Here is a 26,598-nt window from a genome sequence, read left to right as displayed (position 1 = left end):
TCAGCGGCTGGATTCAAGCTTGGCAAGCGAGCGACCGACGGCGACATAGGACCCGAGCCAGCCCAGGGCGACCGGGATCAAGATGATGGCCAGGCAGACAAACGGCTCTGGCATGCCGAGATGGAAATCACTGGCGTACAGGGCGGCGATGTCGGCAATCGAATAATTGAACAGCTGAATCACGCCCGCCAGCAGCAGCAGGGCTGCGATGCCGCCACCAAGGCCATAGACGATGCCCGCATAGAGGAAGGGGCGGCGGATAAAGCGATTGGTGGCGCCGATCAGCTTGCTGACTTCGATCTCCTCGCGCTGCGTGACCACTTGCAGGCGGATGGTGTTGCCGATGATGGCGAGCAGGGCAAAGCCGAGCAAGCCTACCAGTACCAGCAAGGCCTTCTTGCTCAGCTCCAGGATGGCGTAAAGGCGCTTGATCCAGGTGGCATCCATCTGCGCCAGTTCCACGCCTGGCTGCTTCTGGATGAGCGATTGCAGGGCTTCGATCGCGGCCGGGTCATGGTTGCGCGGGGCGACCTGGAATGCATCAGGCAAGGGGTTTTTATCCAGGTTAATGGCGCCGGCAGTTTTCTGTTGCAGCTGTTTCCAGGCGGCATCCTTGCTGATGAAAGTGACGCGGGCAACGTCCTTCTGCTGGGTGAGCCATTGCTGCAGGCGCGTGATGCTGCCTGGTTCGGCGTCCAGTTTCATGAAGACGCTGATTTGGGGCTCGGTGCTGATATTGCCCGTCAGGCGGTTCAGATTATCCACGATGACAAACAGGATAGCGGGCAGGCATACGGTCACGCCCATAACGCACCACATCACCAGCGTGGCAAGCAGGCGGTGACGCATGCGACCAAATACCAGGCGCAAGGCCTGCGCGTGCTGATTTATCCAATGTTTCATGCTGTCAGGGTTCCTTGCTCCAGGCGCAGCACGCGTGCCCCTGAGTTCGCGATTTCATGCTGGTCATGTGTCGCCACGATCACGGTTACGCCAACTTGCTGAAAGGCGTAGAAGATGCCCATGATTTCTTCGGCATAGCCTTCATCCAGATTGCCAGTCGGTTCATCGGCAATCAGGATGGATGGTCGACTGACCACAGCGCGGGCGATCGCCAGCCGTTGCTGTTCGCCACCCGACAGGGTGATGGGCATGGCTTTTTCCTTGCCCAGCAGGCCGACTTTATCCAGCGCGGCGCGTATGCGCTTGCCAGCTTCATGACCGGTAATGCCATTGATGTAGAGCGGCAAGGCGACATTCTCAAAGCAGTTGCGGTCGTAAAGCAGCTTGTGATCCTGAAACACCAGGCCGAATTTGCGCCGCAAGAAGGGCAGCGCTGCGGCACGCAGCTTGCTGACATTCTGGTTGCCGATCAGGACGGTGCCTGAGGTAGGCCGCTCGGTGGCGGCAATCAATTTCAGCAATGTGCTTTTACCCGCCCCCGAGGCCCCAGCGACAAATACCAGTTCGCCTGGTTCAATGCTAAAGCTGACATTGCGCAGGATTTGCTCACTGCCGGGGTAGCGTTTGCTGACCTGGTCGAATTTAATCATCTCGGCTCCTGCGCGGCTTGTATGAAAAGCCCATCACGAAAACAGCGCATCTACAAATTCCTCTGCCTTGAATGGCCGCAAGTCGGCAATGCTTTCTCCCACACCGATGTAGCGGATGGGAATAGGCCGCGCCTGGGCTATGGCCGCAATCACACCGCCTTTGGCCGTGCCATCCAGCTTGCTCAGCACCAGGCCGGTCACGCCCAGGGCATCATCAAACGCCTTGACCTGGCTGATGGCGTTCTGGCCGGTATTGGCATCCAGCACCAGCAGGATTTCATGCGGTGCGCCCGGCAATGCCTTGCCAATGACGCGCTGCACCTTGCGAATTTCTTCCATCAGATTGAGCTGGGTTGGCAGGCGGCCTGCGGTGTCGGCCAGCACGATATCAATATTGCGTGCCTTGGCGGAGTTCACTGCATCAAAAATCACCGCTGCCGGATCGCCACTTTCCTGGGCAACCACATGCACGTTGTTGCGATCCCCCCAGGCTTGCAATTGCTCGCGGGCGGCGGCACGGAAGGTGTCGCCGGCAGCGATCAGCACCGATTTGCCTTGCGCCTGAAATAGATTGGCCAGCTTGCCGATGCTGGTGGTTTTGCCAGCCCCGTTGACGCCTGCCAGCATGATGACAAATGGCTGGTGGGTGGTGGTGACCAGCGGTTTTTCCAGCGGGGCCAGCAATTCCAGCAAGGCCTCTTTCAGCGCCTGTTTCAGCTGGGAGGTGTCGCTCAGGCTCTGGCGCTTCACGCGCTGGCGTATCTGTTCCAGCAGGGCTTGCGTGGCGGCTACGCCGACATCGGAAGTGAGCAGGATAGTTTCCAGCTCTTCGTATACGTCTTCATCGATCTTGCCGCCACCAAACAGGCTGGCCAGCTGATTGCCCAGTTGGCTGCGTGTTTTGGCCAGCCCGTTTTTCAGGCGCTCGGTCCAGCTCAGCTTGTTTTCAGCGGCAGATTCCGTGGGGGCTGGAGCAGGAGGAGTCTCAGGCGCAGCGGTGCTGGCGGGCACTTCTGGCGAGGGAGAGGGTGTCTTGTCTTTTTTGAAAAAATCGAACATACGCTTCAACTAGAGTTTCGCCTTATTTTAGTCGTATTCGGCCGCCCATGCACGAATCTATTCATGCCATCGCACCGCGAAACTAAGTGATGGGTCATGGGTCAGACGCCTGTACGTTGCATAGCCCACGGCACTGCTGGCTTGAAAGTTGATCGGGCCGTCAGGCGCCTTGGCTATAATGATGCTGAAGAGCAAGGAACGTTGCCGCGCGAGGGGATGCTGCCAGGCATGCATCGCGGGGTGTAGTGGCTGCTCTAATCAAAGGAGAACAATAAGGTGTTGAGTCGCAAACTAGTCAGGATCGTCATGCTGCTGGGCCTGGTGCCCAGTGTCACATTACCCGGCGTTGCCGCCGCAGAAACCCAGGAATTCAAGCTTAACAATGGCCTGCGCCTGATCGTGCAGGAAGATCATCGCTCTCCCGTCGTGGTATCGCAGGTATGGTACCGTGCCGGCAGTATTGATGAGGTGAACGGCAAGACCGGCGTGGCCCACTTGCTGGAACACATGATGTTCAAGGGCACCAAGAACGTGAAGCCAGGCCAGTTCTCCCGCCTGGTGGCCGCGGCGGGTGGTCGTGAAAATGCCTTTACCAGTCGTGACTACACCGCCTATTACCAGCAGCTGGAAAAATCCAAGCTGCCGCTGTCATTCAAGCTCGAATCTGACCGCATGGCCAATCTGCAATTGACCAAGGAGGAGTTCTCCAAGGAAATCAAGGTGGTGATGGAAGAGCGCCGCTGGCGTACGGAAGACAAGCCGCAATCCACCGTGGCGGAGCAATATCAGTCTGTGGTGTTCCAGGCGCATCCGTATGCCCGTCCGGTGGTGGGCTGGATGAATGATCTTGAAAACATGACCGTGGAAGATGCGCGCGAGTGGTACAACAACTGGTACGCCCCCAATAATGCCACCGTGGTGGTGGTCGGTGATGTGAAGGCGCAGGAAGTGTACAAGCTCGCCCAGCAATATTTCGGTCCGCTGAAGCCGCGCAAGTTGCCAGTACGCAAGCCGCAGCTGGAGCCTGCACAAAAAGGTGAGCGTCGCCTGATCGTCAAGGCGCCAGCCAAATTGCCCTATGTGTTGATGGGATTCCATGTACCTGCACTGCGCGATCCGGTGAATGACTGGGAACCCTACGCGCTGGAGATTCTGGCCGGCGTGCTGGATGGCAATGCCTCGGCCCGCCTGACACAGAATCTCGTGCGCAGCCAGCAGATTGCGGTGGATGTGGGCGCAGGTTACGACCTCACCCAGCGTGGGGCGACCAGCCTGTTTGAGCTGGATGGCTCACCCAGCGAAGGCAAGACGGCTGCTGACATTGAGGCTGCGCTCTTGCAGCAGATCGAAGATATTAAGCAATCCGGCGTCACTGAGGATGAGCTTAACCGTGTCAAGGCGCAGGTGATTGCGGCAGATGTGTATCAACGTGATTCCATGTTCAATCAGGCCATGCAGATCGGCCAGCTTGAAACCATCGGTTTCTCATGGCGCTTTCTCAAGGATTATCCCGAGAAACTGAAGCAGGTGACGCCGCAGCAGGTGCAGGAAGTCGCGCGCAAATATCTCACGCGTGACAACCTGACCGTGGCAACGCTGGATCCGCAGCCGATTGATCCCAATGCCAAGCCCAAGGGCCGGCCCAGCGATCATTAAGCGCTATAGCGCGGGTATGGCGATGTTTACGCCAGCCCGGACACTGAACTTACGGAATTCAAAGGTAACCCCATGTTGATCAAAAAACTTTACGCAAAATGCCTGACCGGCATGGCCGCCGTGCTGTTGAGCGTATCTGCCCAGGCGGCGGTGAATATCCAGCAATGGAAAACCGCCAATGGCGCCGAGGTTTATTTTGTTGAAAATCACGATTTGCCCATCATTGATCTCAGCGTCAATTTTGCTGCGGGCAGCGCACGTGATGTGGCCGAGAAATCTGGCCTGGCAGGCATGACACGCTATCTGATGACCCTGGGCGCGGCCGGCATGAGCGACGAGGAAATCTCGCGCAGGATGGCCGATGTCGGTGCCATCATGGGCGGCGAACTCGATGCAGACCGTGCCGCATTCAAACTGCGCACCCTGAGCCAGGCCCGCGAGCGTGAGCAGGCGCTGGATATCTTTGCCAAGGTATTACAGCAGCCAGATTTTCCACAGGCGACCCTGGAACGTGAGAAAGCCCGCGCCATTGCCGGTCTGCAGGAAGCGGCGACCCAGCCTGAGAGCATTGCCAGCAAGGCCTTCATGAAGGCCTTGTACGGCAAGCACCCGTATGCGCTGGATGACGGTGGCGAGCCGGAAACCATCGCTGCGCTGAAGCGCGATGATTTGCAGGCGTTTTACCAGCAGCACTATGGTGCCAAGGGCGCAGTGATTGCCATGATAGGCGACATGACGCGCGAAGAGGCGAATCAGATTGCCGAGCGTTTGACAGCCAAACTGCCCGCGGTGGATGCGCAACCTGCCTTGCCGACAGTGGCTTACCCGGAGCGTGCCGTCGATGAGCGTATTCAGCATCCTGCCAGCCAGTCGCACATTCTGATTGGCTACCCTGGTGTCAAGCGCGGCGATGCGGATTACTTTCCACTCTATGTAGGCAATTACATCCTCGGTGGTGGCGGCTTTGTTTCGCGCCTGACCGAGGAGGTGCGCGAAAAACGTGGCCTGGTCTACAGTGTGTATAGTTACTTCATGCCCATGGCCGAGCTGGGACCATTCCAGATTGGTTTGCAGACCAAGCGCGAACAATCCGCGGAAGCGATGAAAGTGGTCGAACAGACGCTGGATAAATTCATGCAGGGCGGGGTGAGCGAAGCCGAACTGATTGCCGCCAAGCAAAATATCACTGGTGGTTTTCCGTTACGCCTCGACAGCAACAGCAAGATTCTGGATTATCTGGCGGTAATCGGCTTCTACAAATTGCCACTCACCTATCTGGAAGATTTCAACAAGAATATCAATAGCGTGACCACGGCCCAGATCAAGGATGCATTCAGTCGCCGCATTGATACCCATAAACTGGTGACGGTGGTGGTCGGTGGCAACTAAGAATGTCAGCAAGACGGGCGGTGTCAACAAGGTACGCATAGGTGGCGGCACCTGGCGTAGCCGCCTGTTGAGATTTCCCGATGGCCCCGGTTTGCGCCCGACGCCAGATCGTGTGCGGCAGACTCTGTTCAACTGGCTGGGGCAGGATATGCATGGCATGCGTTGTCTGGACCTGTTTTCCGGCACTGGTGCACTGGGCTTTGAGGCGTTGTCACGTGGCGCCCGTGAAGTGGTGATGGTGGAAAAATCCCTGCCCGCCTTCCGCGCCCTGCAAGCCAGCAAAACCCTGCTAAACGCTGACGGCGCCAGTCTGCTGAATGCCGATGCCGCGCAGCTGCTGAGCACGTCGTCCGCCAAACTGGAGCCGGGCAGTTTTGATGTGATTTTTCTGGATCCGCCCTACCACCAGGGCTGGCTGGACAAGCTGTTGCCTGCGGTTGCCGCTTTGCTGGCATCCGATGGCCGGGTGTATGTCGAAGCCGAGTACGTGCTGGCAGACAGCGCGCCGTGGCAGGTGCTGAAAAGCGGCAAAGCGGGCAATGTTTGCTATCACCTGCTAAAATTGGCGGATGCAAACGAATGAATCTTCTGGCGGCCTGACCGTCGTCTACCCTGGTACGTTTGATCCCATCACCCGTGGGCATGAGGATATCGTGCGCCGCGCGGCGGGCCTGTTCGACCGGGTGATCGTCGCTGTGGCGCAAAGTCCGGGCAAGTCACCTTTCTTCGGGCTGGACGAGCGTGTCTCCATGGCGTCCGAGGTCTTGCAGGATTGTCCCAACGTCCACGTGATGGGCTTTGCCGGTTTGCTGATGGAGTTTGTCCAAGCGCAAGGCGCGCGCGTGGTGATACGCGGCTTGCGCGCGGTGTCCGACTTTGAATACGAGTTCCAGCTGGCGGGCATGAATCGCAATATGTTCCCACAGGTGGAAACGCTGTTCCTGACGCCGGCCGAGCAATACATGTTTATCTCTGCCAGCCTGGTGCGCGAAATCGCCCGGCTTAATGGCGATGTCAGCAATTTTGTCTCCCCGCTGGTGCAGTCGCATATCCAGCGCAAACTGGACCACGCGGCTGGTCGATAGGGTTTTCTCATGGCATTAATGATTACCGATGAATGCATCAATTGCGATGTGTGCGAACCGGCTTGCCCCAATGGCGCCATCTCCCAGGGCGCCGAAATCTACGTCATCAATCCTGCCCTGTGCACCGAGTGTGTGGGGCATTTCGATAAACCGCAGTGTCAGGATGTCTGCCCCGTCAGCTGTATTCCTCTGGATCCCGATGTCGTGGAAGACCGCGATCAGCTCTATCAGAAATACCTGAAACTGGTCGGCAAATCCTGAGTTTCCCCTTTTTATTTAAGGCGGGAATTTTTCATGTAAGTAAACATTGTTAATCTTCAGGCATAATTTTTGCCTGTCTTCAGCCATATCGTCCATACGATGGACTTCATTGCCTGGGATTAACATGACGCCGGTTTCATCTTCGCTTACCTTTTATGAGGCGCCTGATCGCAGCGAATCCGTTGCGCCAGCGACGTCTGCCATGTCTACCCGCCCGCCTGATGCCAACACCAGCATTGCCGGTCTGGGTGCGCGGCTCTCGCATCTGATGCGCCAATTGCTCAATACCGAAAGCACCCAGTCGGCGCGTTTTGTCGAAGTGGAGAACCGTGTTGGTGCAATGACGACGGAAGTGGAGGCGGTGACCGAGCGCATGCAAACCAGCATGCACGAGGCCGAAAGTCTGCGCCAACGCTCCCAGCAGGATTTTTCGCAGGCCAGCAGCGAGTTGTCGCAGGGCTTGTTGCAGCTGGAGCAGTCCTTGTCGGCCAAGCTGTCCAAGGTGAACGAGGTAGTGCGCGGCTTGGAGCGGGTGGGGCGTGAGCTGGAGCTGATTGCCGTCAACGCGGCTATTCAGGCGGCCCACGCCGGAGAAGCCGGGCGCAGCTTCAGCGTGGTGGCCGACCATGTGCGCCAGCTGGCACGGCATACCGTACAGAATGCCAATGAAGTCTCGCAGATGCTGGATTTCAAGGATTTTCAGCAGCAGCTGATCGGCTTCGGGCATTCCAGCCGCGAAAACGTCGACCAGGTGGACAAACAGACGGTGGCGGCGTTTTCCAAGGTGCAGCAGGCGTTTGGCGAGATACGTACTTCCATGCAGACCCTGGTGGAGCATGGCAAGGTGATCGAGACCATGCATCATCTGGATCGTGGCAGTTACCAGGGGCAGCGCGTCAAGGTGGCCTGGGCCAAGGAACTGGCCGAGGATTTGCAGAAAAGTGCTGGGGTTACCGAGCTGCAACTGCCCTTGCATCTGGCGCGTGTACTGCGCAAGGACGGTGGCTATAAACCACAGGCTTATGATCGCCTGAACGATATTTTGCAGCGCGGCGTTTTGCGCGTGGCGATTGAGCCTGCATTCAAGGGCTTGTCATTCCGGCTGCGCCCCGGTGAGGCGTTGCGCGGGCTGGATGTGGAATATGCCACGGCCTTTGCCCGTTACCTCGGTGTGCAGATCGAGTTTATCGAGCATCCATGGGATCAATGCGTGGATTTGCTGCACATTGGCCGCAGTCGCGGCGAACCGGAGGCTGATCTGGTGTGGAGCGCTTTGCCGCCCAGCGCCAGCTACTACAAGGTTGCCTATTCCGATGCCTATACCTATCTGCATTACATGCTGGCGCGGCGGGCAGGAGATGATCGCATCAGCGGGCTTGGCAGTCTGCAGGGCAAGGTGCTGGGCTGCATCAATGATCCCGGCGCCTTTGCCACGCTGGAAGCCGCAGGCCTGCGCTGGAGCAAGCACAAGCGCGACGAGCGCGGCACCATACGGCTCGCCAATCTGATTGCCTACACCGATCAATCCATCATTCATGATGCCCTTGCCGATGGCAAGATCGATGCTTTTGCCGTAGACCAGCCCATCTTTGCCTGGGCCTGCAATGGCAAGGACAGCCCCTGGCATGGTCGTATTGAGCTGCTCAATGGCAATATTGCCTCCAGCCCCTGGTATTACACGGTGGCCGTTGCCGATGACCCGGCCAGTTATACCTTGCTGCAGCATGTGAATGCGTTCATCCGTGAATTCAGCCGTACGCAGGAGCGCGAGAAGCTGGAGCTGCGCTGGCAGTTTTATCCCGTGCATGGCACGGCAGGCTATCAGGGGGAAGCCGGCGATTTGCGCGGCGAGCCCGAGCTTTATCGTGACTGGCTCGAGCCGCCGCCCGCATAGGCCTATAAGCCTGCAAAGGCCTATAATAGTGCAGTTAATTCAACAATAAACTGCCTTGAGGAGAGACCATGCGACTGTTACACACCATGCTGCGCGTCGGCAATCTTGATAAATCCATCGCCTTTTACACCCAGGTGCTGGGCATGCAGGTATTGCGCAAACACGAATACCCGGACGGCAAGTTCACCCTGGCGTTTGTTGGTTACGGTGATGAGCAGGACAACACCGTGCTGGAGCTGACCTATAACTGGGGGACCGAAACTTATGACAAGGGCAACGCTTATGGCCATATCGCCATTGAGGTCGATGATGCCTATAAAGCCTGTGAAGCCGTGAAGCAGGCGGGCGGCAAGGTCGTTCGTGAAGCTGGCCCCATGATGCACGGCACCACGGTCATAGCCTTCATTGAAGATCCCGATGGTTACAAGGTCGAGTTCATCCAAAAAGGCACTTTTTAATACGCCCTGATGGCGGGTAGCCCGCCACACTGAAAAATGGCTGGCCCAGCATGTGGCCAGCCTTTTCATTTCATTTACACCACCCAAACAGCAAGATGCGCCTACACGCAAATCAGCCAGAGGCGGGCAGCATCCGGCTGCCATCACCGCCACAATATCCCGATGCACCGCTCCAAAAGCGGCTTTTCCCCTGTGATGGAGAGATATTGTGAACATACTGGATCCCTTGATTAAACCCTTTACACAAGACCCTTACCGTGGAATGGACCCTGAAACGCGTGCCTTTTTGCAAACATTGGCCGAGGCAGACAGCACTCCCATGGAGAAGCTGAGCCCAGCCGAAGCAAGGCAGGTGCTGGAACAGGCACAACAGGAAACCATGGTCGACCTCAGCGGTATCGATACCCGGCAACTGACGATCGATTGTGAAGGCCATCTGATTGAACTGGATATTGTGCGTCCAGCCGCTTCTGGCACAGCGCCTTTGCCTGTGGTGATGTTCTTCCATGGTGGTGGCTGGGTGCTGGGCGATTTCCCTACGCATAAACGCCTGGTACGTGACATTGCCGTGCTGTCTGGCTGCGCGGTGGTGTTCGTCAATTACACACGGTCGCCCGAGGCGGAGTATCCGACCGCGGTGATTCAGGCCTATCTCGCCACCAAATGGATAGCTGAAAACGGCCACGAGGTGGGGCTGGATGGTCAGCGCCTGGCTGTTGCAGGCAATAGCGCCGGCGGCAATATGGCCACTGCGGTCTGCCTGATGGCAAAGGACCGTTTCGGCCCGACTATCCGTCATCAAACCCTGTTCTGGCCCGTGACCGATACCCACTTTGATACAGGCTCATACGATGATTTTGAAGATGGCTATTTCCTCACGCGCAACATGATGAAATGGTTCTGGGATAATTACACGAGCAACGAGGAGTCGCGCGCCGAGGTCTATGCGTCGCCCTTGAAGGCCGATCCCGAGCAGTTGCAGGGCTTGCCGCCTGCCTTGATCCAGACCGCAGAATGCGATGTGTTGCGCGATGAAGGCGAAGCCTATGCGCGGCTGCTGAATGAGGCGGGCGTGAAAGTGACCGCCACCCGTTACATAGGCACCATACATGATTTTGGCTTGCTGAATGCCTTGGCCCTGACGCCTCCAACCCGTGCTGCCCTTAATCAGGCAGCGCAGGAAATCCGCAAGCATCTGGCCTGATAGCGTTTTTTGCTGTTTGACGCATGGCGGCAGATTGATTAAGATGCTGCCATGCGTCAATTTTTGAACATCTCCGCACTTTCCCTGCAGCTGGCCGAACTCCTCGGCCTGCGACTACTGCGCGTCGCGCGCATCTAAATTCTCCCCCCTATTGTTGGCTTTACCCGCTGCCCGTCTCGTGTGAGACCGGGGCTGATCCATCGCTATTTCAGAAAGAGCGACCCCATGTTGAATAGTATGTTTTTGCTTTGCGAACGACTAATGACCGGTTGTCAGGCCATGTGCCGGTGGCTGCCTGACAACCTGTGTGCCACAGACTATGTCTTTGTCTAGTAACGAATTATCAAGAACAGGAATGACCATGATGTTGAAGCAACCAAATAAGAAATATCGCCCATTTACGCCGGTGGCACTGGCTGACCGGCAATGGCCAGGCAAGACCATTACCCATCCTCCCATCTGGATGAGTACCGACCTGCGTGATGGCAACCAGGCCTTGTTTGAGCCCATGAACGCCGAGCGCAAAATGCGCATGTTCAAGATGCTGGTGCAGATCGGCTTCAAGGAGATTGAAGTCGCCTTTCCCTCGGCATCGCAAACCGATTTTGACTTCGTGCGCAGGCTGATCGAAGAAAAGCATATCCCGGACGATGTCACCATTGAAGTATTGACGCAGGCGCGTGAAGACCTGATTCGCCGCACCTTTGAGGCTTTGCGTGGTGCGCGGCGTGCCATTGTGCATGTTTACAACGCTACCGCTCCCGAGTTTCGCCGGATTGTGTTTCGCATGGACAAGCCACAAGTCAAACAGCTGGCGGTCGACAGCGCTCGCCTGATTCGCGAGTTGGCCGAGCAGCAGCCTGAGACGGAATGGGTATTCCAGTACAGCCCGGAAACCTTTACCGCCACCGAGCTCGACTTTGCCAAGGAAGTCTGCGATGCCGTGACCGAGACCTGGGGCGCCACGCCCGCGCGCAAAGTCATCCTGAATCTGCCTGCCACGGTGGAAGTCGGCACGCCGAATTTCTATGCGGACCAGATTGAGTGGATGCATCGCAACCTCGCCCGCCGCGATAGCGTGATTCTGAGTGTGCACCCGCACAACGACCGTGGCACGGCTGTGGCCGCTGCCGAGCTTGCCGTCATGGCCGGGGCGGATCGTATCGAAGGCTGTTTGTTTGGCCATGGCGAACGCACGGGCAATGTCGACTTGGTCAGCCTGGCCTTGAATCTTTATACCCAGGGTGTGCATCCGGGGCTCGATTTCTCCAATATCAACGCCATTGCGCGCACGGTGGAAGATTGCACTCAGTTGCCGGTGCATCCGCGCCATCCTTATGCTGGTGACCTGGTGTTTACCGCCTTCTCCGGCTCGCATCAGGATGCGATCAAGAAGGGCTTTGCCGCGCAACAGCCGGATACCTTGTGGGAAGTGCCATATCTGCCGATAGACCCGCATGATGTCGGCCGCACTTATGATTCCATCATTCGCGTCAACAGCCAGTCGGGCAAGGGCGGCATCGCCTATCTGCTTGAGAGCGGTTACGGCTTGTCCATGCCGCGCCGCATGCAGGTTGAATTCAGTGCGGCCGTGCAGAAGCTGACCGATGCCACCGGGCAGGAAGTGTCAGCCGAAGGGATCTGGCAGCTGTTTGAAGCCGAGTACCTGTTTGCCAAGGAGCCCTTGCATTATGTCGGTCACGAATTGACCGAGCATGCTGGCCGGCAACATATCAAGCTCACCGTGCGCCTGCAGGGCGAGACCGTGGTGCGCGAAGGCGAGGGCAATGGGCCGATAGATGCGCTGGTGCATGCCTTGGGTTACCCGGTGAATATTCTGGATTACGAAGAACGGGCCATGACCGGTGGCGCCGATGCCCAGGCGGTGGCATTTGCTGAACTCGGCATGACCGGCATCGCAGGCAGCGTCTATGGCGCTGGTTTGCACCAGAATCTGGTGACCTCATCCATCCTCGCCGTGGTCAGCGGTATCAATCGCTTGTACGGCAAGCTGGATGCGCAGGGACGTCGCCAATTGCTGGACATTGCTCAGTAGAAATAGCGCTGATGCCCTGAGCTAACAGAATCCCGAATCGTGAACGCGGTTCGGGATTTTTTTATGCACTGCCTTTGTAATTTCCCGCCCGCCATCATGTGGCTGTCATCTTTCTGACGTCAGCCCGCAATAAAGCCTGCCTATAGTGTGCGGCAGTCGTGCGCAGGTCGATGTCTAATGTCGGCCTTGTGCACATGCTGACCATGCATATCCAAGGCACCCATGAAATGAGCACCTCCGTTAATCCCATCGTCATCTGGCGTCTGCTGGATGGAAAGCCAGGGCACGAAACCCAGACGCTGGGCTTGGTCAAATCCCTGCAGCGCCATCAGGCCTGCGAGTCGTTTGATATACGGGTGAGCGGGCAAGTGGAATCGCTGTTCAACGTTGCCAGTGCTACCTGGCCGTTTGCGCGTGGCTTGCCTTTGCCAGATCTGATCATCGGCGCCGGGCATCGCACTCATCTGCCCATGCTGGCCGCGCGACGCGCTTATGGCGGCAAGGCCGTGGTGCTGATGCAGCCCAGTTTGCCGGTTGCCCTGTTTGACCTGTGCCTGATTCCCCAGCATGACCGTTACCGTGGCGGCGGCAATTACATCGAAACACGCGGCGTACTGAATCCCTTGCATGCCGAAGGCCGGCATGAGGAAAACAAAACCCTGATCATGATAGGCGGGCCCTCGCGGCATTACGGCTGGGATACCGTGAACATGCTGTCCCAGATACGTCAGTTGCTCGCGCATCGGCCATGGATGCAGTACACCTTGACCACCTCGCGCCGTACGCCGGCGGATTTCATCGTCGGTCTGCATAGCCTGTCAGCCCCCAATCTGCGGGTGGTGCCATTCAGCCAGACCCAGCCGGGCTGGGTTGCCGAGCAGCTGGCGCAGTCTGCCACCGCCTGGGTATCGGAAGATTCGGTTTCCATGGTCTACGAAGCGCTGACGGCGCAAGTGGCAGTGGGGCTGCTGAATTTACCCTTGAAGCAGGAAAACCGGGTGTCACGCGGCGTGGAACACTTGCTGCAGCAAGGCATGATCGTACGCTTTGATAGCGATGCCCACTATCAGCAGCGCCTGCGCCCGGTCGCCGGTTTTACCGAAGCCGACCGCTGCGCCAACTGGATACTGCGTCGCTGGTTGCAGCCAGTGCCAGCTTCCGTGCCACAGGTGGCGATAGCAACCATCGCCTGAGCTGTTTCGCATGACCCACAAAAGACTCACCGTGCTGCAAGTGCTGCCTGCGCTGGAATCAGGTGGCGTGGAGCGCGGCACGCTGGAGCTGGGGCATTACCTGGTGCAGCAGGGCCACCGGTCACTGGTGATGTCCGCTGGTGGCCGTCTGGTGGAGCAACTGGAGCAGCAGGGCAGCGAACATTTTCAATGGCCGGTCGGCCACAAATCCTTTTTAAGCCTGCGTCTGGTGCGGCCATTGCGGCATTTTCTGCGCGAGCATGCCGTGGATATTCTGCATGTGCGTTCGCGCTTTCCTGCCTGGATCTGCTATCTGGCCTGGAAGGGCATGGACCCTGCCAAACGCCCGCGCCTGGTGACCACAGTGCATGGCACCTATTCGGTGTCTGCCTATAGCGCTGTCATGACCAAGGGCGAGCGCGTGATCGTCATTTCCAACATGATCCGCGATTATGTCTTGCAGCATTACCCGGTGGATGCGGGCCGATTGCGCCTGAATTACCGCGGCGTTGATCCTGCCGTGCATCGCCATGGCTATCAACCCAGGGCCGATTGGCTGGAGGCATGGTACCGCGAGTATCCTGAAACCCAGGGACGCCAGTTGCTGACCTTGCCTGCGCGACTCACCCGCTGGAAAGGGCAGGAAGACTTCATTACCTTGCTGGCACAACTCAAGCAGCAAGGAGCCAATGTGCATGGTCTGGTCGTTGGTGATGTGCAGGCGGGCAAGGCAGCTTACCTGGATGAGCTGAAGGCTCAGGCAGAACGTCTGGGTGTCGCGGACAGCATCACCTTTACCGGCCATAGGCAGGATATCCGCGAGATCATGGCGATGTCGCACATGGTGTTTTCCCTCTCGCAGCAGCCGGAAGCGTTTGGCCGGGTGACCATGGAAGCGCTCAGCATGGGCGTGCCGGTGATTGCCTATGCGCACGGTGGCGTGGCCGAGCAGTTAGCCCTGTTGTTGCCGCAAGGCGCGGTGCCCGTGGGCGATCTGGATGCGGCGCTGAAACTCAGTCTGGCCTGGTTGCAGCAGGCACCGCAAGTGCCGGAAAACCAGATATTCCGCTTGCAGACCATGCTGGAAAACACCTTGGCGATCTATCACGAACTGACCAGCATGCCACAGCAGGTAGCGCCCGCATGAATATCTGCATGGTCATGGCAAGCCGTGGCAATGGCGGACTGGAAAAGCATGTGCGCGAACTCGCCAGCGAGCTGGTGCGGCAGGGGCATGACGTCACCATTGCGGCACCCGCCGCCTTTCTGGCAAGTTTGCCTGCCAATATTGGACGGATGCCGATACCCGCGCATCTGGGGCGCTATCATCCATGGTTGCTGTTAAAGCTCCTGCTGGCCTTGCGTCGCGGGGGCTATGATCTGGTGCACGCCCAGGCCAGCAAAGCGGCCTCGCTGGTCAACCAGTTACGGCCATGGTTAGCCTTGCCCACCCTCGCAACGCTGCACAACATCAAGCGCGATGTGCGTCTCTATGCCCGATTCGACCATATCATCGCGGTCAGCCGACAATTGGCCGCGTCGCTGCCGCGGGAAAAAACGTCTGTGGTGTATAACGGCATCGATGCGCCAGAAGCACCCATGCTCGATATCAGGCAGCATTTTGCATTGCCGGCAGATTATCCCGTGCTGGTCGCGGTGGGCCGCCTGGTGCATGCCAAGGGCTTTGATCTTTTGCTGGAGGCGGTGGACGGCTTGCCACTGGCCTTGCTGATTGTTGGCGATGGGCCGGAACATGCCCGACTGACAAAGCGCGTGCAAGGCATGAATCCGACCACCCGCTGCATGTTGACCAGACACCGGGACGATGCGCCCAGCCTGATGCGATCCGCCGATGCCGTAATGATCTGCTCACGCCGGGAAGGTTTTTCCTATGTCTGCAACGAGGCTCTGCTATTGGGAGCACGCGTGCTTTCTACCGATGTGCCTGTGGCAAATGAGGTGCTGCCTCCAGACTTTATTGTCCCCACGGGAGATGTTGCCAGCCTGCGGTCCCGCCTCTGCCACTGGCTGAACCGGCCTGCGGAATGGGCTGTATTGCAGCAACCCGCCCGAGAGTTTGCCGCGCAGCAATTTACCTTGCCTGTCATGGTGACTAATACGCTGACAGTGTACCGTCGCCTCATCGATCATGCATAAGCTTGCTTCGCCTATCCACATGGACATGGAGTGTGGTGTATGACCAGAGGAAACCCCGCCGGGCACATTCTCATCATCAAGCACGGCGCATTCGGTGACCTGATGCAGGCCGAAGGTGTGCTGCACGATATTCGCCAGCATTTCCCGCATGCACATCTGGCGCTGCTCACCACCCCCGGTTTCGTCGGGCTCATGCAGCGCTGTCCACATATTGATGAAGTGCTGGTGGATACCCGGGCACCGCTCTGGCATCTGCCTCTGCAATGGGCCTTGTACCAACGCTTGCGTGCAGCGAAATGGGATACCGTGATCGACCTGCAAAATTCGACACGTACGGCTGTTTATCGGCACAGCCTGTTGCGCCATGCCCATTGGATAGGGCGCTTGCGCGGACCGGCGCCTGTCACGGGTTTGCGCGGCCAGCAATCCTTGCTTCAAGAAGCCGGTATTGATGCCAGCCACGCCCTGCAGCCCAATTTGAGCTGGATGGCCGCCAATGTGGAGGCTTTGCTCACCCAGCATGGCATTACCCGGCCTTATGTCGTGCTTCTTCCGGGGTCTTCGGCCCGGCATCCGGAGAAGCGCTGGCCGCATTATGCCCAGCTGGCGGCAGCGCTGCAGGGCGAAGGCCATACCTGTGTCAGCATTTTGGGCCCGGATGAAAAAGACCTGGCGGCGGGCTTTGCCTGCAGCGTATTGCAAGGTCTGGATTGGTTCACGCTGGCGGGCGTGTTGCAGCAGGCTGCCGTTGTGGTGGGTAATGATAGCGGGCCCAGTCACGTGGCATCCTGCCTGGGGCGGCCTGGGCTGGCTCTATTTGGCGCAACCACTTCGCCGCTGCGTTCTGAGCTCGCTCGGGGTGTTTTTGAAACCTTGCAAGTAGACGCACTGGAGGACTTGCCTGTCAGTCAGGTAATCGAGAGGCTGCGTCCCAAGTTGCCTGTGCTGGCGTGAATTTGTGCTCCCCGTGCCTGGCGGCTTAACTGAGATCAGCAGCGTGTATTCCGCATGGCCAACACCCAGCCCACGCCCAGCCAGGCCAGGGCGGCGACCCAGTTATTCAGAAGACTGATACCGCCGATCAAGGGCCAGAAGCAGACACTGAGTACCGAGAAGGATAATGCGGCTATCAGCCAGCGGTTGTGACGAATGAGCGGAGCAAGGGCTGTCCAGTAGATAGCGATCAGCATGCATGCGAAGAGCAATACCCCGGTTACCCCCGTTTCGGCAGCCAGTTGCAGATAGAGGTTATGTGCGTGGGTGCAGGTCATGCCCAGCGTTGCCAGCAGCCCCATCTGTTCGCACACCTGCCGATAGGCATGAAAGCCATGGCCGAACAGGGGCGCCTCTTGCCAGGCAGCATAAGCGGCGCGGAACACTTTGCCATAGTCAGAATCGGCAAAATGTCCCAGCTTTTCAAAGATACTGAAAATGCTTCTTTCCGCCGTGGCAGGCGCCAGCAGCATGACCAGCCCCAGCAATAACACAAAGCCGATAAGCGCCAGCCACAGCAGGGAATGATGGCTGCGCGGTTCGGCACTGCCTGAGCGCTTGTCCAGCCATAGACCGCACAGGGTAACCATGCTGGCCGCGATGAACAGCATGAAGGCCATGCGCTCGCCGGTAATGAACATGAAGAGCATCCCGGTCGCCAGCAGGATTATGATCAGTGCCTGTCGTCGGGACGAGGACAGGGTGGGCAGCAATAGCAAGGGCGCAAACATGGCAATAAACCATACCCGCAACAGCGTAATGCCGGGAATCGGGCTGTTATAAGGGCCGGTCAGCCTGTTCGCGCTGAACATGGGGTGCCCGAATGCATCATGCCCCAGCAGATATTGCATTGCGCTATCCAGGACTATCAGTGCGCAAGCGGCCAGTAACACCCACAGGAAATTGCGCTGACGGGTATGGTCTGCCAATAGCCAATAGCCGAGCGCGGCGGCAAACAGCGGCCAGCGCAGGAACGTCAGCCCATACAACACACTGGCTTGCGGGGCGATGCTGAGAGGCGCGTTGATCAGCAGCACATAGCCTGCAAACACCAGCGCCAGCTTGAACCACGGCTGCTTCGTCCATTGCCAGTCATGCCATTGCCAGGCGCGGTATAGAAACAGCAGGCATACCGTCACCACGCTGATATCTGCCAGTGTGCGCGAGCTGAGTAACAGGACTGGCAGCAGCCACGGCAATATGCGCTCTGCCCATGTCAGGACATTGACGGGAGCGGGGGTAAGCAGAGTGGGGGAGATTGACATTGCTAGGCTAGCCTATGGGCTGAAGGTTAATGACAGGGGGAATCGCCCGTAGGCGCATTCGGCAAGGCGAAGTATAGACAGCTTAAATGTCATCAAAATTAAACATCGCTGACACAGACTCAAATGATGCTGTTATTCATGAAAAATACGCTGATCACTCACCCGGTTCGCCACATGAAATCCCTGTTTCGCCAGTGGTGGCCTCGCTTTCTGTATCAATCGCCGGGAGAGTATCTCGCTGACCAGCTTACGGTACAGCGTATTCTGCTGGTGAGTCTTTCGAACATTGGCGATGCGGTGTTGACCACGCCTTGCTTGCAGGCCTTGCATCAGCGGTATCCGGCTGCGGTCATGGATATTGTCGTGGACCCACGATCACAGGCGATTTTCAGTGCCTGCCCTTATCTTGGCCGCTTGTTTGTTCTGGATAAAAAGGGCGGGTGGCGTGGTCGCGTGGCCTTAATGATGCTGATCCGCCGCCAGCAGTATGATCTGGCGTTAGACTTGCGATCGGACTGGATGCTTTATTTCATCCGCGCGCGCCGCAAGTTGGGCAAGCTTTCCATTCGGGCGGGTTGTGATCTGCACAGTGCCGAGAAGCATGTCGCTGCGCTAAAGCCACTGGACATCCAGATGACGCCGGAAACCCGGATATGGATCAATCCGCGGGATCGCCGGTTTGCCCAGGTCCTGCTGGGTGGCTGGTCAGAACGGCGCATTCTGGCGCTGGGCCTGGGGGCGAATTTCGAGGGCAAGATATGGCCAGTCGCGCATTTCATTACCTTGGTGAACATGCTTGCGGATAGTTTTGATGGCGTGCTGCTATTGGGCAATCAACAGGATGCAAGCCGTGCCGAGGCGTTTTCTGAGGGGTGTCGCTTGCCGGTGATTCATGCCTGCGGCCAATGCGATCTGCTTGAAACCGCCGCCTTGCTGGAACATGCGGGGCTGTTTGTGGGCAACGACTCCGGGCTGGGACATATGGCAAGCGCCATGGGCACGCCGACCATGACCCTGTTCGGGCCTGGCTTCCCTGCGCGATACCGTCCTTGGGGGCCATCCGCTGGCTGGTTGCAGAGTCAGGATGGCACCATGCAATCGCTAACGCCAGCCGAGGTGGCGGCTTATATCCGGCAGAAGTGGGCATGGGTGCGACCATGAGTGCGGCCATGAGCTTATGGGCTATGCCCCGCTCAGGCCAAGACAAATACGTTTCTGCAAGCATAAAAAAACCGGAAACCACAGTTGCAGTTTCCGGTTTTGGGTATTACCAGGCTTGATTACTGAAAGAAATCCTTGACCTTGTCCATCCAGCCCTTGGCGCGTGGGCTGTGTTTGTCCGAGTCTTGCAGGTTGATCTCTTCCATCTCGCGCAGCAGTTCCTTCTGGCGTTCGGTCAGCTTGATCGGCGTCTCGACCACCACATGGCACATCAGGTCACCAGGGTCATTGCTGCGTAGCGGCTTGATGCCCTTGCCGCGCAGGCGGAAGGTGGCGCCGGTTTGCGTCTCGGGTGGAATCTTCATCTTGGCGTGCCCATCCAGCGTGGGGATTTCGATTTCCCCGCCGAGCGCTGCCGTGGTGAAGCTGATCGGCATTTCGCAATGCAGGTTACCGCCATCGCGCTGGAAAATATCGTGCTGCTTCAGATGCACCACGACATACAGATCACCAGGCGGGCCGCCATTGACGCCGGCTTCGCCTTCGCCTGACAGGCGGATGCGATCGCCTTCATCCACACCGGCCGGAATCTTGACCGACAGCGTCTTGTGTTTCTTGACGCGGCCTGCGCCGTGACAGCTTGGGCAAGGGTCTTTCACCATTTTGCCGCTGCCATGGCACTTGGGGCAGGTCTGCTGTACCGAGAAAAAGCCTTGCTGCATACGCACCTGGCCATGACCGCCGCAGGTGGTACAGGTCACAGGCTGCGTGCCGGGACGGGCGCCGGAACCATGGCAGGTCTCGCATTCGGACATGACCGGAATGCGGATCTTGGTTTCGGTGCCGCGCGCAGCGTCTTCCAGCGAGATTTCCATGTTGTAGCGCAGGTCAGCCCCGCGATACACGTTGGAACGACGATTACCGCCGCCACCGCCGAAGATGTCGCCGAAGATGTCACCAAAGGCATCGGCAAAGTTGCCAAAGCCCTGACCACCGGGCCCTGGGCCTGCACTGGGATCGACACCGGCATGGCCGTACTGGTCGTAAGCCGCACGTTTCTGCTCGTCGGAGAGCACTTCATAAGCCTCTTTGGCTTCCTTGAAGCTTTCTTCCGCCTTGGGATTATCCGGGTTGCGATCCGGGTGGTATTTCATCGCCAGCTTGCGATAGGACTTTTTGATTTCCTCATCGCTGGCGTCGCGATTGACACCCAGAACTTCGTAGTAATCTTTTTTTGCCATATCAATTCAATCGTCTGATTATCAATACTGCGTCGGAAGGACGCCGTAGACCAGCATGCTGAAGGGAAGCCCTTGCTGGGAGCTGATGTTTGATCAAATCCCGGTTTGGACTTCCCCTCTGGCAAAGGTACTTAACTATTACTTCTTGTCGTCTTTCACTTCTTCAAACTCGGCATCCACCACATCGGCATCTACCGTTTTTTCACCTTGTGGCTGGGCTTCTTCTGCGCCGCCGGCCTGGCCTTGCTGCTCAGCGTAGACTTTCTCGCCCAGCTTTTGTGAGGCTTCCATCAGGGCGTTGGTCTTGGCTTCGATGGTTTCCTTGTCGTCGCCCTTGATCGCATCTTCCACATCCTTGATCGCGGCTTCGATTTTTTCCTTCTCGCCAGCATCCAGCTTGTCGCCATGTTCGCTCAGCGACTTCTTCACGCTGTGTACCATGCCGTCGGCGCTGTTACGGGCATCGACCAGTTCACGCAGCTTGCGGTCTTCATCGGCGTAGGCAGCCGCATCTTCTTCCATGCGCTTGATCTCCTCTTCGGACAAACCGGAGTTTGCCTTGATGGTGATCTTGTTTTCCTTGCCGGTGGCCTTGTCCTTGGCAGACACGTGCAGAATACCGTTGGCATCGATATCAAAGGTCACTTCAATCTGTGGCATGCCACGTGGTGCAGGTGGAATGTCAGACAGGTTGAACTGGCCCAGACTCTTGTTGCCGGCGGCCATTTCGCGCTCGCCCTGCAACACCTGAATGGTCACGGCGTTCTGGTTGTCTTCGGCGGTGGAGAACACTTGCGATGCCTTGGTCGGGATCGTGGTGTTCTTCTTGATCAGCTTGGTCATCACGCCGCCCAGGGTTTCAATACCCAGTGACAATGGCGTTACGTCCAGCAGCAGCACGTCTTTCACGTCGCCTTGCAGCACGCCACCCTGAATCGCAGCACCCACGGCCACGGCTTCGTCCGGGTTCACGTCCTTGCGTGGCTCCTTGCCGAAGAATTCCTTTACCTTTTCCTGTACCTTGGGCATACGGGTCTGACCACCGACCAGGATCACGTCCTGAATGTCGGACAGCTTGACGCCAGCATCCTTCAGCGCAACTTCACAAGGCTTGATCGAGCGTTCGATCAGGTCTTCCACCAGGCTTTCGAACTTGGTGCGGGTGATCTTCACTACCAAGTGCTTGGGGCCTGTGGCATCTGCCGTGATGTATGGCAGGTTGACTTCGGTCTGCTGGGCAGAAGACAGCTCGATCTTGGCCTTTTCTGCGGCTTCTTTCAGACGTTGCTTGGCCAGCAGGTCATTACGCAGATCGAGACCGTTTTCCTTCTTGAATTCATCAGCCAGGAAGTCGATCAGGCGGTTGTCAAAGTCTTCGCCACCGAGGAAGGTGTCACCGTTGGTGGACAGCACTTCAAACTGGTGCTCGCCATCGATTTCAGCAATTTCAATGATGGAGATATCGAAGGTACCACCACCCAGGTCGTATACGGCGATCTTGCGATCACCTTCCTGCTTGTCCAGGCCGAAAGCCAGCGCAGCAGCGGTTGGCTCGTTGATGATGCGTTTGACTTCCAGACCCGCAATACGGCCCGCATCCTTGGTCGCCTGACGCTGGCTGTCATTGAAGTAAGCCGGAACCGTAATCACGGCTTCGGTCACTTCTTCGCCCAGGTAATCCTCGGCGGTCTTCTTCATCTTGCGCAGTACTTCAGCGGAGATTTGTGGAGGCGCCATTTTCTGACCGCGCACTTCCACCCATGCATCGCCGTTGTCTGCCTTGGTGATGCTGTAAGGCATCAGGCCGATGTCTTTTTGTACTTCCTTTTCTTCAAAACGACGGCCGATCAGGCGCTTTACCGCATACAGGGTGTTTTTTGGGTTGGTGACGGCCTGACGTTTGGCAGGCGCGCCAGCCAGGATTTCGCCATCGTCCTGATACGCGACGATGGAAGGAGTGGTACGGGTACCTTCTGCATTTTCAATCACACGTGGCTTGCCACCTTCCATCACTGCAACGCAGGAGTTGGTGGTGCCCAAGTCAATACCAATAATTTTAGCCATAGATGTTTTCCTTTTTTAATCCTTGAGTAACCGCTGCTGGCAGTGCTGGCAATACGCGAGGTGTCGGTATTGTCCTGATGTCTGCTACTGCGGTAATGCCTGTTTCATAAGTAAGGGTATTTATCGGGAATTCAAGATTCCCACGGAAATTTTTGCGATTTATGCCCAAATTCTCCGTTTTTGAGCTGTTTTTCAGCTTTTTGCCTTGGCAACGGTCACCAGTGCCGGGCGTAAAACGCGCTCATTCAGGGCGTAACCCTTCTGCAGCACGCTGATCACGCTATTGGGTTCCTGATCGGATTCCAGCATGCTGATGGCCTGATGCTTGTTCGGGTCAAACTTTTCGCCCAGCGGATTGATTTCGGTGATGTGGAACTTCTCGAACACGCTCAGCAATTGCTTGGCGGTAAGTTCCACGCCACTCTTGTAGCTTTCCACGGTGGCATTTTCCACGACCAGGGCAGCATCCAGGCTGTCTTTGACGGCCAGCAACTCACTGGAGAATTTTTCCAGGGCAAACTTGCGTGCCTTGTCGATATCTTCAGCCGCACGGCGGCGGATGTTTTCGCCTTCGGCTTTCACATACAGTACATTGGCCTGCTGCTCTGCCAGTTGCGCTTCAAGCTCGGCAATCCGCGCATCCAGCGAGCCTGCTGCGCCCGCGTCCTGGGCTTCTGAAATTTCGTCCTGTTCAGGATGTTGATTTTCTTCTTGCATGGAATTCCCTTTGTTAAATAACTGCCATACGCAGGCAAATTGGGGTGGCTTTGGATATTTCAAGCGCGCGCCATGATTTTTTTGCGCGCTGGCTTTTTATTCGGCGGGTAACATGGATTGCAATGTCAGGAGCACTACACTGACAGGCGTCTCCGCACCGCGTCCGCCGAGATTTTCCGCTCTCGCTTTTGCGCCAGGATAAAGGCCGGTTTTGGTCGGGTCGGTATCGGTATAGATGGCAATCGTAGGGATGTTCAACGCCACTGTCAGATGCGCCAGACCAGTATCCACGCCAATGGCCGCACGTGCGCCAAGCAGAATGGGCGCCAGCGCGGAAAGTGAAAGCCGGGGCAAGACCAGGCTGCCGGGTACTTGCGCGGCAATGCGTTTTGCCCGCATCTCTTCCGTGGCATTGCCCCAGGGCAGCACCAGCATCATGTGCTGGCTGGCAAGGGTCTGGCCGAGGGCTATCCAGTTGGGCTCCGGCCATAATTTGCTATCGCGACTGGTAGCATGCAGGCCAACGATATAGGACTGGCCGCCAGCAAACGCTGGACTGGGCTGCATGCCGTTGGCAATGCCGTAATCCGGTGCGGTAATCGGCGGAGGGTAACCCAGGGCTTCTGCGGCCAGCGCCCGGTTGCGGATGACGGCATGCAGGCGGCGATCAACCCCATGGGTATGTTTGTAAAGAAAAGAAGCGATCCGTTCGCGCGCAGAACAATGGTTGTAGCCGTGGCGTTCTCCCTCGGCAAGGTGCGAAATGACGGCGCTTTTCAGCAGGCCTTGCGTATCGATGATGACGTCATAGCGATCTTTTTTCAGCAGACGCCGCACATCGCCGATCTCCTGCCAGGTGTCATTGCGTTGCAAGTGTTTGCGCCAGCGGCGCACTGCGACCGGAATGATGCGATGAACCCCGGGATGCATGGCGGGAATGTCTTGAAAACTCTCTTCCACCACCCAATCAATCACCGCATTGGGCACGTGGGCGTGAATGTCGGAAATGACGGGAAGATTATGAATGACATCGCCCATGGACGATGTTTTGACGATCAGGATACGCGGCATAAATGCCATTTTCGCATACAATCGCGTATTGGCGCATGCCGCCGTCATGATCATGGCATGGCGTGAAAAGCCGGAGCATGGAGCTTCGATGGCCTTGCGCAGATGAATCAAGGATAACGGGTACCCCTTAGTGAAATTCGCTTTTATCGTATTTAAATATTTCCCATTTGGCGGCATGCAGCGTGATATGTTGCGCACGGCTAGCCATCTCGCGAGCCAGGGGCATCAGGTCGATATCTATACCCTGTCCTGGGAAGGCGACATCCCCAGCGGCATTAACGTGCATGTGATCCCGGTAAAAGCATGGTTCAATTTTCAACGCTATCAGCGCTTCATTGAGATTGTGCAGGCACGCCTGAAACAGCAGGGCGATATTGATTGTGTGGTGGGTTATAACCGCATGCCCGGACTGGATGTGCATTTTGCCGCCGACCCTTGTTTTGTCGAGCGCAGTCGCCAGCAGCGCAGCTGGCTTTACCGGTTTACGCCACGGTACCGCTGGTTTGCCGCCGCCGAGCGCGCCGTATTTGACCGCGCTTCCGATTGCCAGATTTTGATGGTGGCCAAGACCGAAATGCCGCTGTTTGAAAAGTGGTACGGTACCCAGCCCGAGCGCATGCACTATATTCCGCCTTATTTGTCGGCCGAGCGACTGGCACTGAAGGATAGATCCGAGATGCGGGCGCATCTATGCCAGGCCTTCCAGCTCAACCCGCAGCATCGCATCGCCTTGCTGGTGGGTTCCGGCTTTCACATGAAAGGGCTGGATCGGGCCATCCTGGCTCTGGCGGCACTGCCGGAAGTGCAGCGCTTGCAAACCCGGCTGGTGGCGATCGGCCAGGATAAGCCCGGCCCTTTCATGCGCATGGCGCAAAAGCTGGGCGTCGCAGACCAGCTGGTCATCGCCAAGGGCCGCGCCGATATTCCCTGGCTGATGCAGGGGGCTGATCTTTATGTGCATCCCGCGTATCGTGAAAATACCGGGCTGGTGATTCTGGAAGCGCTGGCGGCCGGCCTGCCAGCCTTGGTGACCGAAACCTGCGGTTACGCCCACCATGTGCTGGATGCCGATGCTGGCATGGTGGCCGCCGCGCCGTTTGATCAGCAGGCATTCAATACCTTGTTTGCCCAAATGCTGGTTTCACCGGAGACCGAGCGCTGGCGCCAGAATGGCATTGCCTATGCCAGCAAGCTCATGCAAGCCAACGATGGCCGTGCTGAGGCCCATATCCTGCTGGCGCTGGCTAGCCAGAAACGGAAGCAAACCCCATGAGCTGGCTGAAAACCCAGGTGCTGGAAGTGCCCGACTGGCTGCGCTCACGGCTCGGCAATCCCGTATTCGATGCCATCATGCGCTTGCAGGGGCAAGTGTTCCGCGATGTGCCGGGGCGCAAGACCATACGCTGCGAGCTGGATGGCAAACCGTATTTCATCAAACAGCATTTTGGTGTGGGCTGGGGCGAGATTTTCAAAAACCTGTTCAGCCTGCGCTGGCCCATCATCAGTGCGGCTACCGAATGGAAGGCCATCCAGAAGCTGGGGGAGGTGGGCATCCCCACTACGCCTGGCGTGGCCTATGGCTGGCGTGGCCTGAATCCGGCCAGTCGCCAGTCATTTGTGGTGACGCGCGACCTGGGCGATATTATTTCCCTGGAAACCCTGTGTGCCCCCTGGAACGAAACGCCGCCAGATCCTGCCTTCAAGCGCAGGCTCATTCTGGAAGTTGCCCGGCTGGCCAGGCTGTTGCATGACAATGGCATGAACCATCGCGATTTTTATATCTGCCATTTTTGCCTGGACCAGCCACGCTGGCAGCAGCATAACGAGATTTATCTTTACCTGATTGATCTGCATCGCGTGGGCATACGCGCCCGCATCCAGCCAGTAGCCCGCATGAAGGATATCGCCGCCCTGTATTTTTCCGCGATGAATATCGGCCTGACGCGGCGTGACATATTGCGCTTCCTGCGGGCCTATCGCGCCCAGCCGCTGCGCCAGACCTTGCAGCAGGAGCGCGCATTTCTAGAGCAGGTGACGGCCCGCGCACAGCGTTTGTATGTCAAGTTTCATGGCAAAATGCCATCCCAGCTGGATGACTAATTCTGCATGACGGGTGCTGAC

At 57.5% G+C, this 26,598-nt stretch carries 24 protein-coding genes; 16 read left to right on the top strand and 8 right to left on the bottom strand.

The window, feature by feature from the left end; all coding sequences use genetic code 11:
• From ftsX to ftsY, 3 genes are read right to left on the bottom strand one after another with little or no spacing between them, the layout of a single operon-like run.
• Entirely contained in the window at nt 1-903 is a 903-nt protein-coding gene (gene ftsX / locus LG203_RS07095; RefSeq protein ID WP_230345137.1) for a permease-like cell division protein FtsX, read from the bottom strand.
• On the bottom strand, nt 900-1,553 hold the full coding sequence (gene ftsE / locus LG203_RS07090; RefSeq protein ID WP_013442714.1) for a cell division ATP-binding protein FtsE: 654 nt from the start codon (nt 1,551-1,553) through the stop codon (nt 900-902). Before ftsE ends, ftsX begins: the two co-directional genes overlap by 4 nt.
• A 33-nt stretch (nt 1,554-1,586) precedes the next feature.
• Nucleotides 1,587-2,612, bottom strand: coding sequence for a signal recognition particle-docking protein FtsY (gene ftsY / locus LG203_RS07085; RefSeq protein ID WP_230345202.1), 1,026 nt, complete (start codon nt 2,610-2,612; stop codon nt 1,587-1,589).
• A gap of 306 nt (nt 2,613-2,918) precedes the next feature.
• On the opposite strand from ftsY, the gene LG203_RS07080 reads away from it, so the two are divergent.
• The 13 genes from LG203_RS07080 (at nt 2,919) to LG203_RS07020 (ending at nt 16,919) form a co-directional block, all read left to right on the top strand.
• Nucleotides 2,919-4,268, top strand: a complete 1,350-nt coding sequence (locus LG203_RS07080) for a M16 family metallopeptidase (RefSeq protein WP_230345201.1) — start codon at nt 2,919-2,921, stop codon at nt 4,266-4,268.
• 72 nt (nt 4,269-4,340) lie between these two features.
• Nucleotides 4,341-5,657 (top strand): M16 family metallopeptidase, encoded by a 1,317-nt coding sequence (locus LG203_RS07075; protein ID WP_230345136.1) that lies wholly within the window; start codon nt 4,341-4,343, stop codon nt 5,655-5,657.
• Nucleotides 5,647-6,240, top strand: coding sequence for a 16S rRNA (guanine(966)-N(2))-methyltransferase RsmD (gene rsmD / locus LG203_RS07070; protein WP_230345135.1), 594 nt, complete (start codon nt 5,647-5,649; stop codon nt 6,238-6,240). The genes LG203_RS07075 and rsmD overlap by 11 nt, the downstream gene beginning before the upstream one ends.
• Nucleotides 6,227-6,742 (top strand): pantetheine-phosphate adenylyltransferase, encoded by a 516-nt coding sequence (coaD, locus tag LG203_RS07065; protein ID WP_230345134.1) that lies wholly within the window; start codon nt 6,227-6,229, stop codon nt 6,740-6,742. Before rsmD ends, coaD begins: the two co-directional genes overlap by 14 nt.
• Nucleotides 6,743-6,751: 9 nt before the next feature.
• The gene (locus LG203_RS07060) at nt 6,752-7,003 is read left to right on the top strand and encodes a YfhL family 4Fe-4S dicluster ferredoxin (protein ID WP_230345133.1); all 252 of its coding nucleotides are present in this window, start codon (nt 6,752-6,754) and stop codon (nt 7,001-7,003) included.
• Between the two features lie 124 nt (nt 7,004-7,127).
• A complete protein-coding gene (locus LG203_RS07055) occupies nt 7,128-8,897 on the top strand; it encodes a methyl-accepting chemotaxis protein (RefSeq protein ID WP_230345132.1) in 1,770 nt (589 codons plus the stop codon).
• A 68-nt stretch (nt 8,898-8,965) separates the two neighbouring features.
• Nucleotides 8,966-9,355, top strand: a complete 390-nt coding sequence (gene gloA, locus LG203_RS07050; RefSeq protein ID WP_230345131.1) for a lactoylglutathione lyase — start codon at nt 8,966-8,968, stop codon at nt 9,353-9,355.
• Between the two features lie 208 nt (nt 9,356-9,563).
• On the top strand, nt 9,564-10,559 hold the full coding sequence (locus LG203_RS07045) for an alpha/beta hydrolase (protein ID WP_230345130.1): 996 nt from the start codon (nt 9,564-9,566) through the stop codon (nt 10,557-10,559).
• 364 nt (nt 10,560-10,923) lie between these two features.
• On the top strand, nt 10,924-12,615 hold the full coding sequence (leuA, locus tag LG203_RS07040) for a 2-isopropylmalate synthase (protein ID WP_407665374.1): 1,692 nt from the start codon (nt 10,924-10,926) through the stop codon (nt 12,613-12,615).
• 227 nt (nt 12,616-12,842) lie between these two features.
• Complete coding sequence (locus tag LG203_RS07035; RefSeq protein WP_230345128.1) at nt 12,843-13,808, top strand: mitochondrial fission ELM1 family protein; 966 nt, start codon at nt 12,843-12,845, stop codon at nt 13,806-13,808.
• Nucleotides 13,809-13,818: 10 nt separating this feature from the next.
• Nucleotides 13,819-14,955 (top strand): glycosyltransferase family 4 protein, encoded by a 1,137-nt coding sequence (locus LG203_RS07030; protein ID WP_230345127.1) that lies wholly within the window; start codon nt 13,819-13,821, stop codon nt 14,953-14,955.
• Entirely contained in the window at nt 14,952-15,965 is a 1,014-nt protein-coding gene (locus tag LG203_RS07025; RefSeq protein ID WP_230345126.1) for a glycosyltransferase, read from the top strand. The genes LG203_RS07030 and LG203_RS07025 overlap by 4 nt, the downstream gene beginning before the upstream one ends.
• 39 nt (nt 15,966-16,004) lie before the next feature.
• Nucleotides 16,005-16,919, top strand: coding sequence for a glycosyltransferase family 9 protein (locus LG203_RS07020; protein WP_230345125.1), 915 nt, complete (start codon nt 16,005-16,007; stop codon nt 16,917-16,919).
• Between the two features lie 35 nt (nt 16,920-16,954).
• Here the strand turns inward: LG203_RS07020 and LG203_RS07015 are convergent, their stop codons facing one another.
• On the bottom strand, nt 16,955-18,223 hold the full coding sequence (locus LG203_RS07015) for an O-antigen ligase family protein (RefSeq protein ID WP_230345124.1): 1,269 nt from the start codon (nt 18,221-18,223) through the stop codon (nt 16,955-16,957).
• 138 nt (nt 18,224-18,361) lie between these two features.
• On the opposite strand from LG203_RS07015, the gene LG203_RS07010 reads away from it, so the two are divergent.
• Nucleotides 18,362-19,384 carry a glycosyltransferase family 9 protein gene (locus LG203_RS07010; RefSeq protein ID WP_230345123.1) on the top strand — a complete coding sequence of 341 codons (1,023 nt, stop codon included), beginning with the start codon at nt 18,362-18,364 and terminating at the stop codon, nt 19,382-19,384.
• Nucleotides 19,385-19,503: 119 nt separating this feature from the next.
• Here the strand turns inward: LG203_RS07010 and dnaJ are convergent, their stop codons facing one another.
• From dnaJ to waaC, 4 genes are all read right to left on the bottom strand, one after another.
• Nucleotides 19,504-20,625, bottom strand: coding sequence for a molecular chaperone DnaJ (gene dnaJ / locus LG203_RS07005; RefSeq protein ID WP_230345122.1), 1,122 nt, complete (start codon nt 20,623-20,625; stop codon nt 19,504-19,506).
• Between the two features lie 138 nt (nt 20,626-20,763).
• Nucleotides 20,764-22,689: a molecular chaperone DnaK gene (gene dnaK, locus LG203_RS07000; RefSeq protein ID WP_230345121.1), complete on the bottom strand. Its 1,926-nt coding sequence runs from the start codon at nt 22,687-22,689 to the stop codon at nt 20,764-20,766.
• Nucleotides 22,690-22,881: 192 nt separating this feature from the next.
• Nucleotides 22,882-23,406: a nucleotide exchange factor GrpE gene (gene grpE / locus LG203_RS06995; protein WP_013442694.1), complete on the bottom strand. Its 525-nt coding sequence runs from the start codon at nt 23,404-23,406 to the stop codon at nt 22,882-22,884.
• Nucleotides 23,407-23,502: 96 nt separating this feature from the next.
• Nucleotides 23,503-24,477 carry a lipopolysaccharide heptosyltransferase I gene (waaC, locus tag LG203_RS06990; RefSeq protein WP_407665373.1) on the bottom strand — a complete coding sequence of 325 codons (975 nt, stop codon included), beginning with the start codon at nt 24,475-24,477 and terminating at the stop codon, nt 23,503-23,505.
• Nucleotides 24,478-24,652: 175 nt separating this feature from the next.
• Between waaC and LG203_RS06985 the strand changes: the two genes are divergently transcribed.
• Both LG203_RS06985 and rfaP read left to right on the top strand, forming a co-directional pair.
• On the top strand, nt 24,653-25,750 hold the full coding sequence (locus tag LG203_RS06985; RefSeq protein WP_268867363.1) for a glycosyltransferase family 4 protein: 1,098 nt from the start codon (nt 24,653-24,655) through the stop codon (nt 25,748-25,750).
• Entirely contained in the window at nt 25,747-26,577 is an 831-nt protein-coding gene (rfaP, locus tag LG203_RS06980) for a lipopolysaccharide core heptose(I) kinase RfaP (RefSeq protein ID WP_230345119.1), read from the top strand. The genes LG203_RS06985 and rfaP overlap by 4 nt, the downstream gene beginning before the upstream one ends.
• The last annotated feature ends 21 nt before the right edge of the window (nt 26,578-26,598 follow it).

Origin of the sequence: Methylovorus mays, assembly GCF_020531915.1 — a bacterium.
GTDB classification, from domain to species: domain Bacteria; phylum Pseudomonadota; class Gammaproteobacteria; order Burkholderiales; family Methylophilaceae; genus Methylovorus; species Methylovorus mays.
Note: the sequence above shows the minus strand (reverse complement) of the source record. Positions and strands in the feature narration are given on the sequence as shown.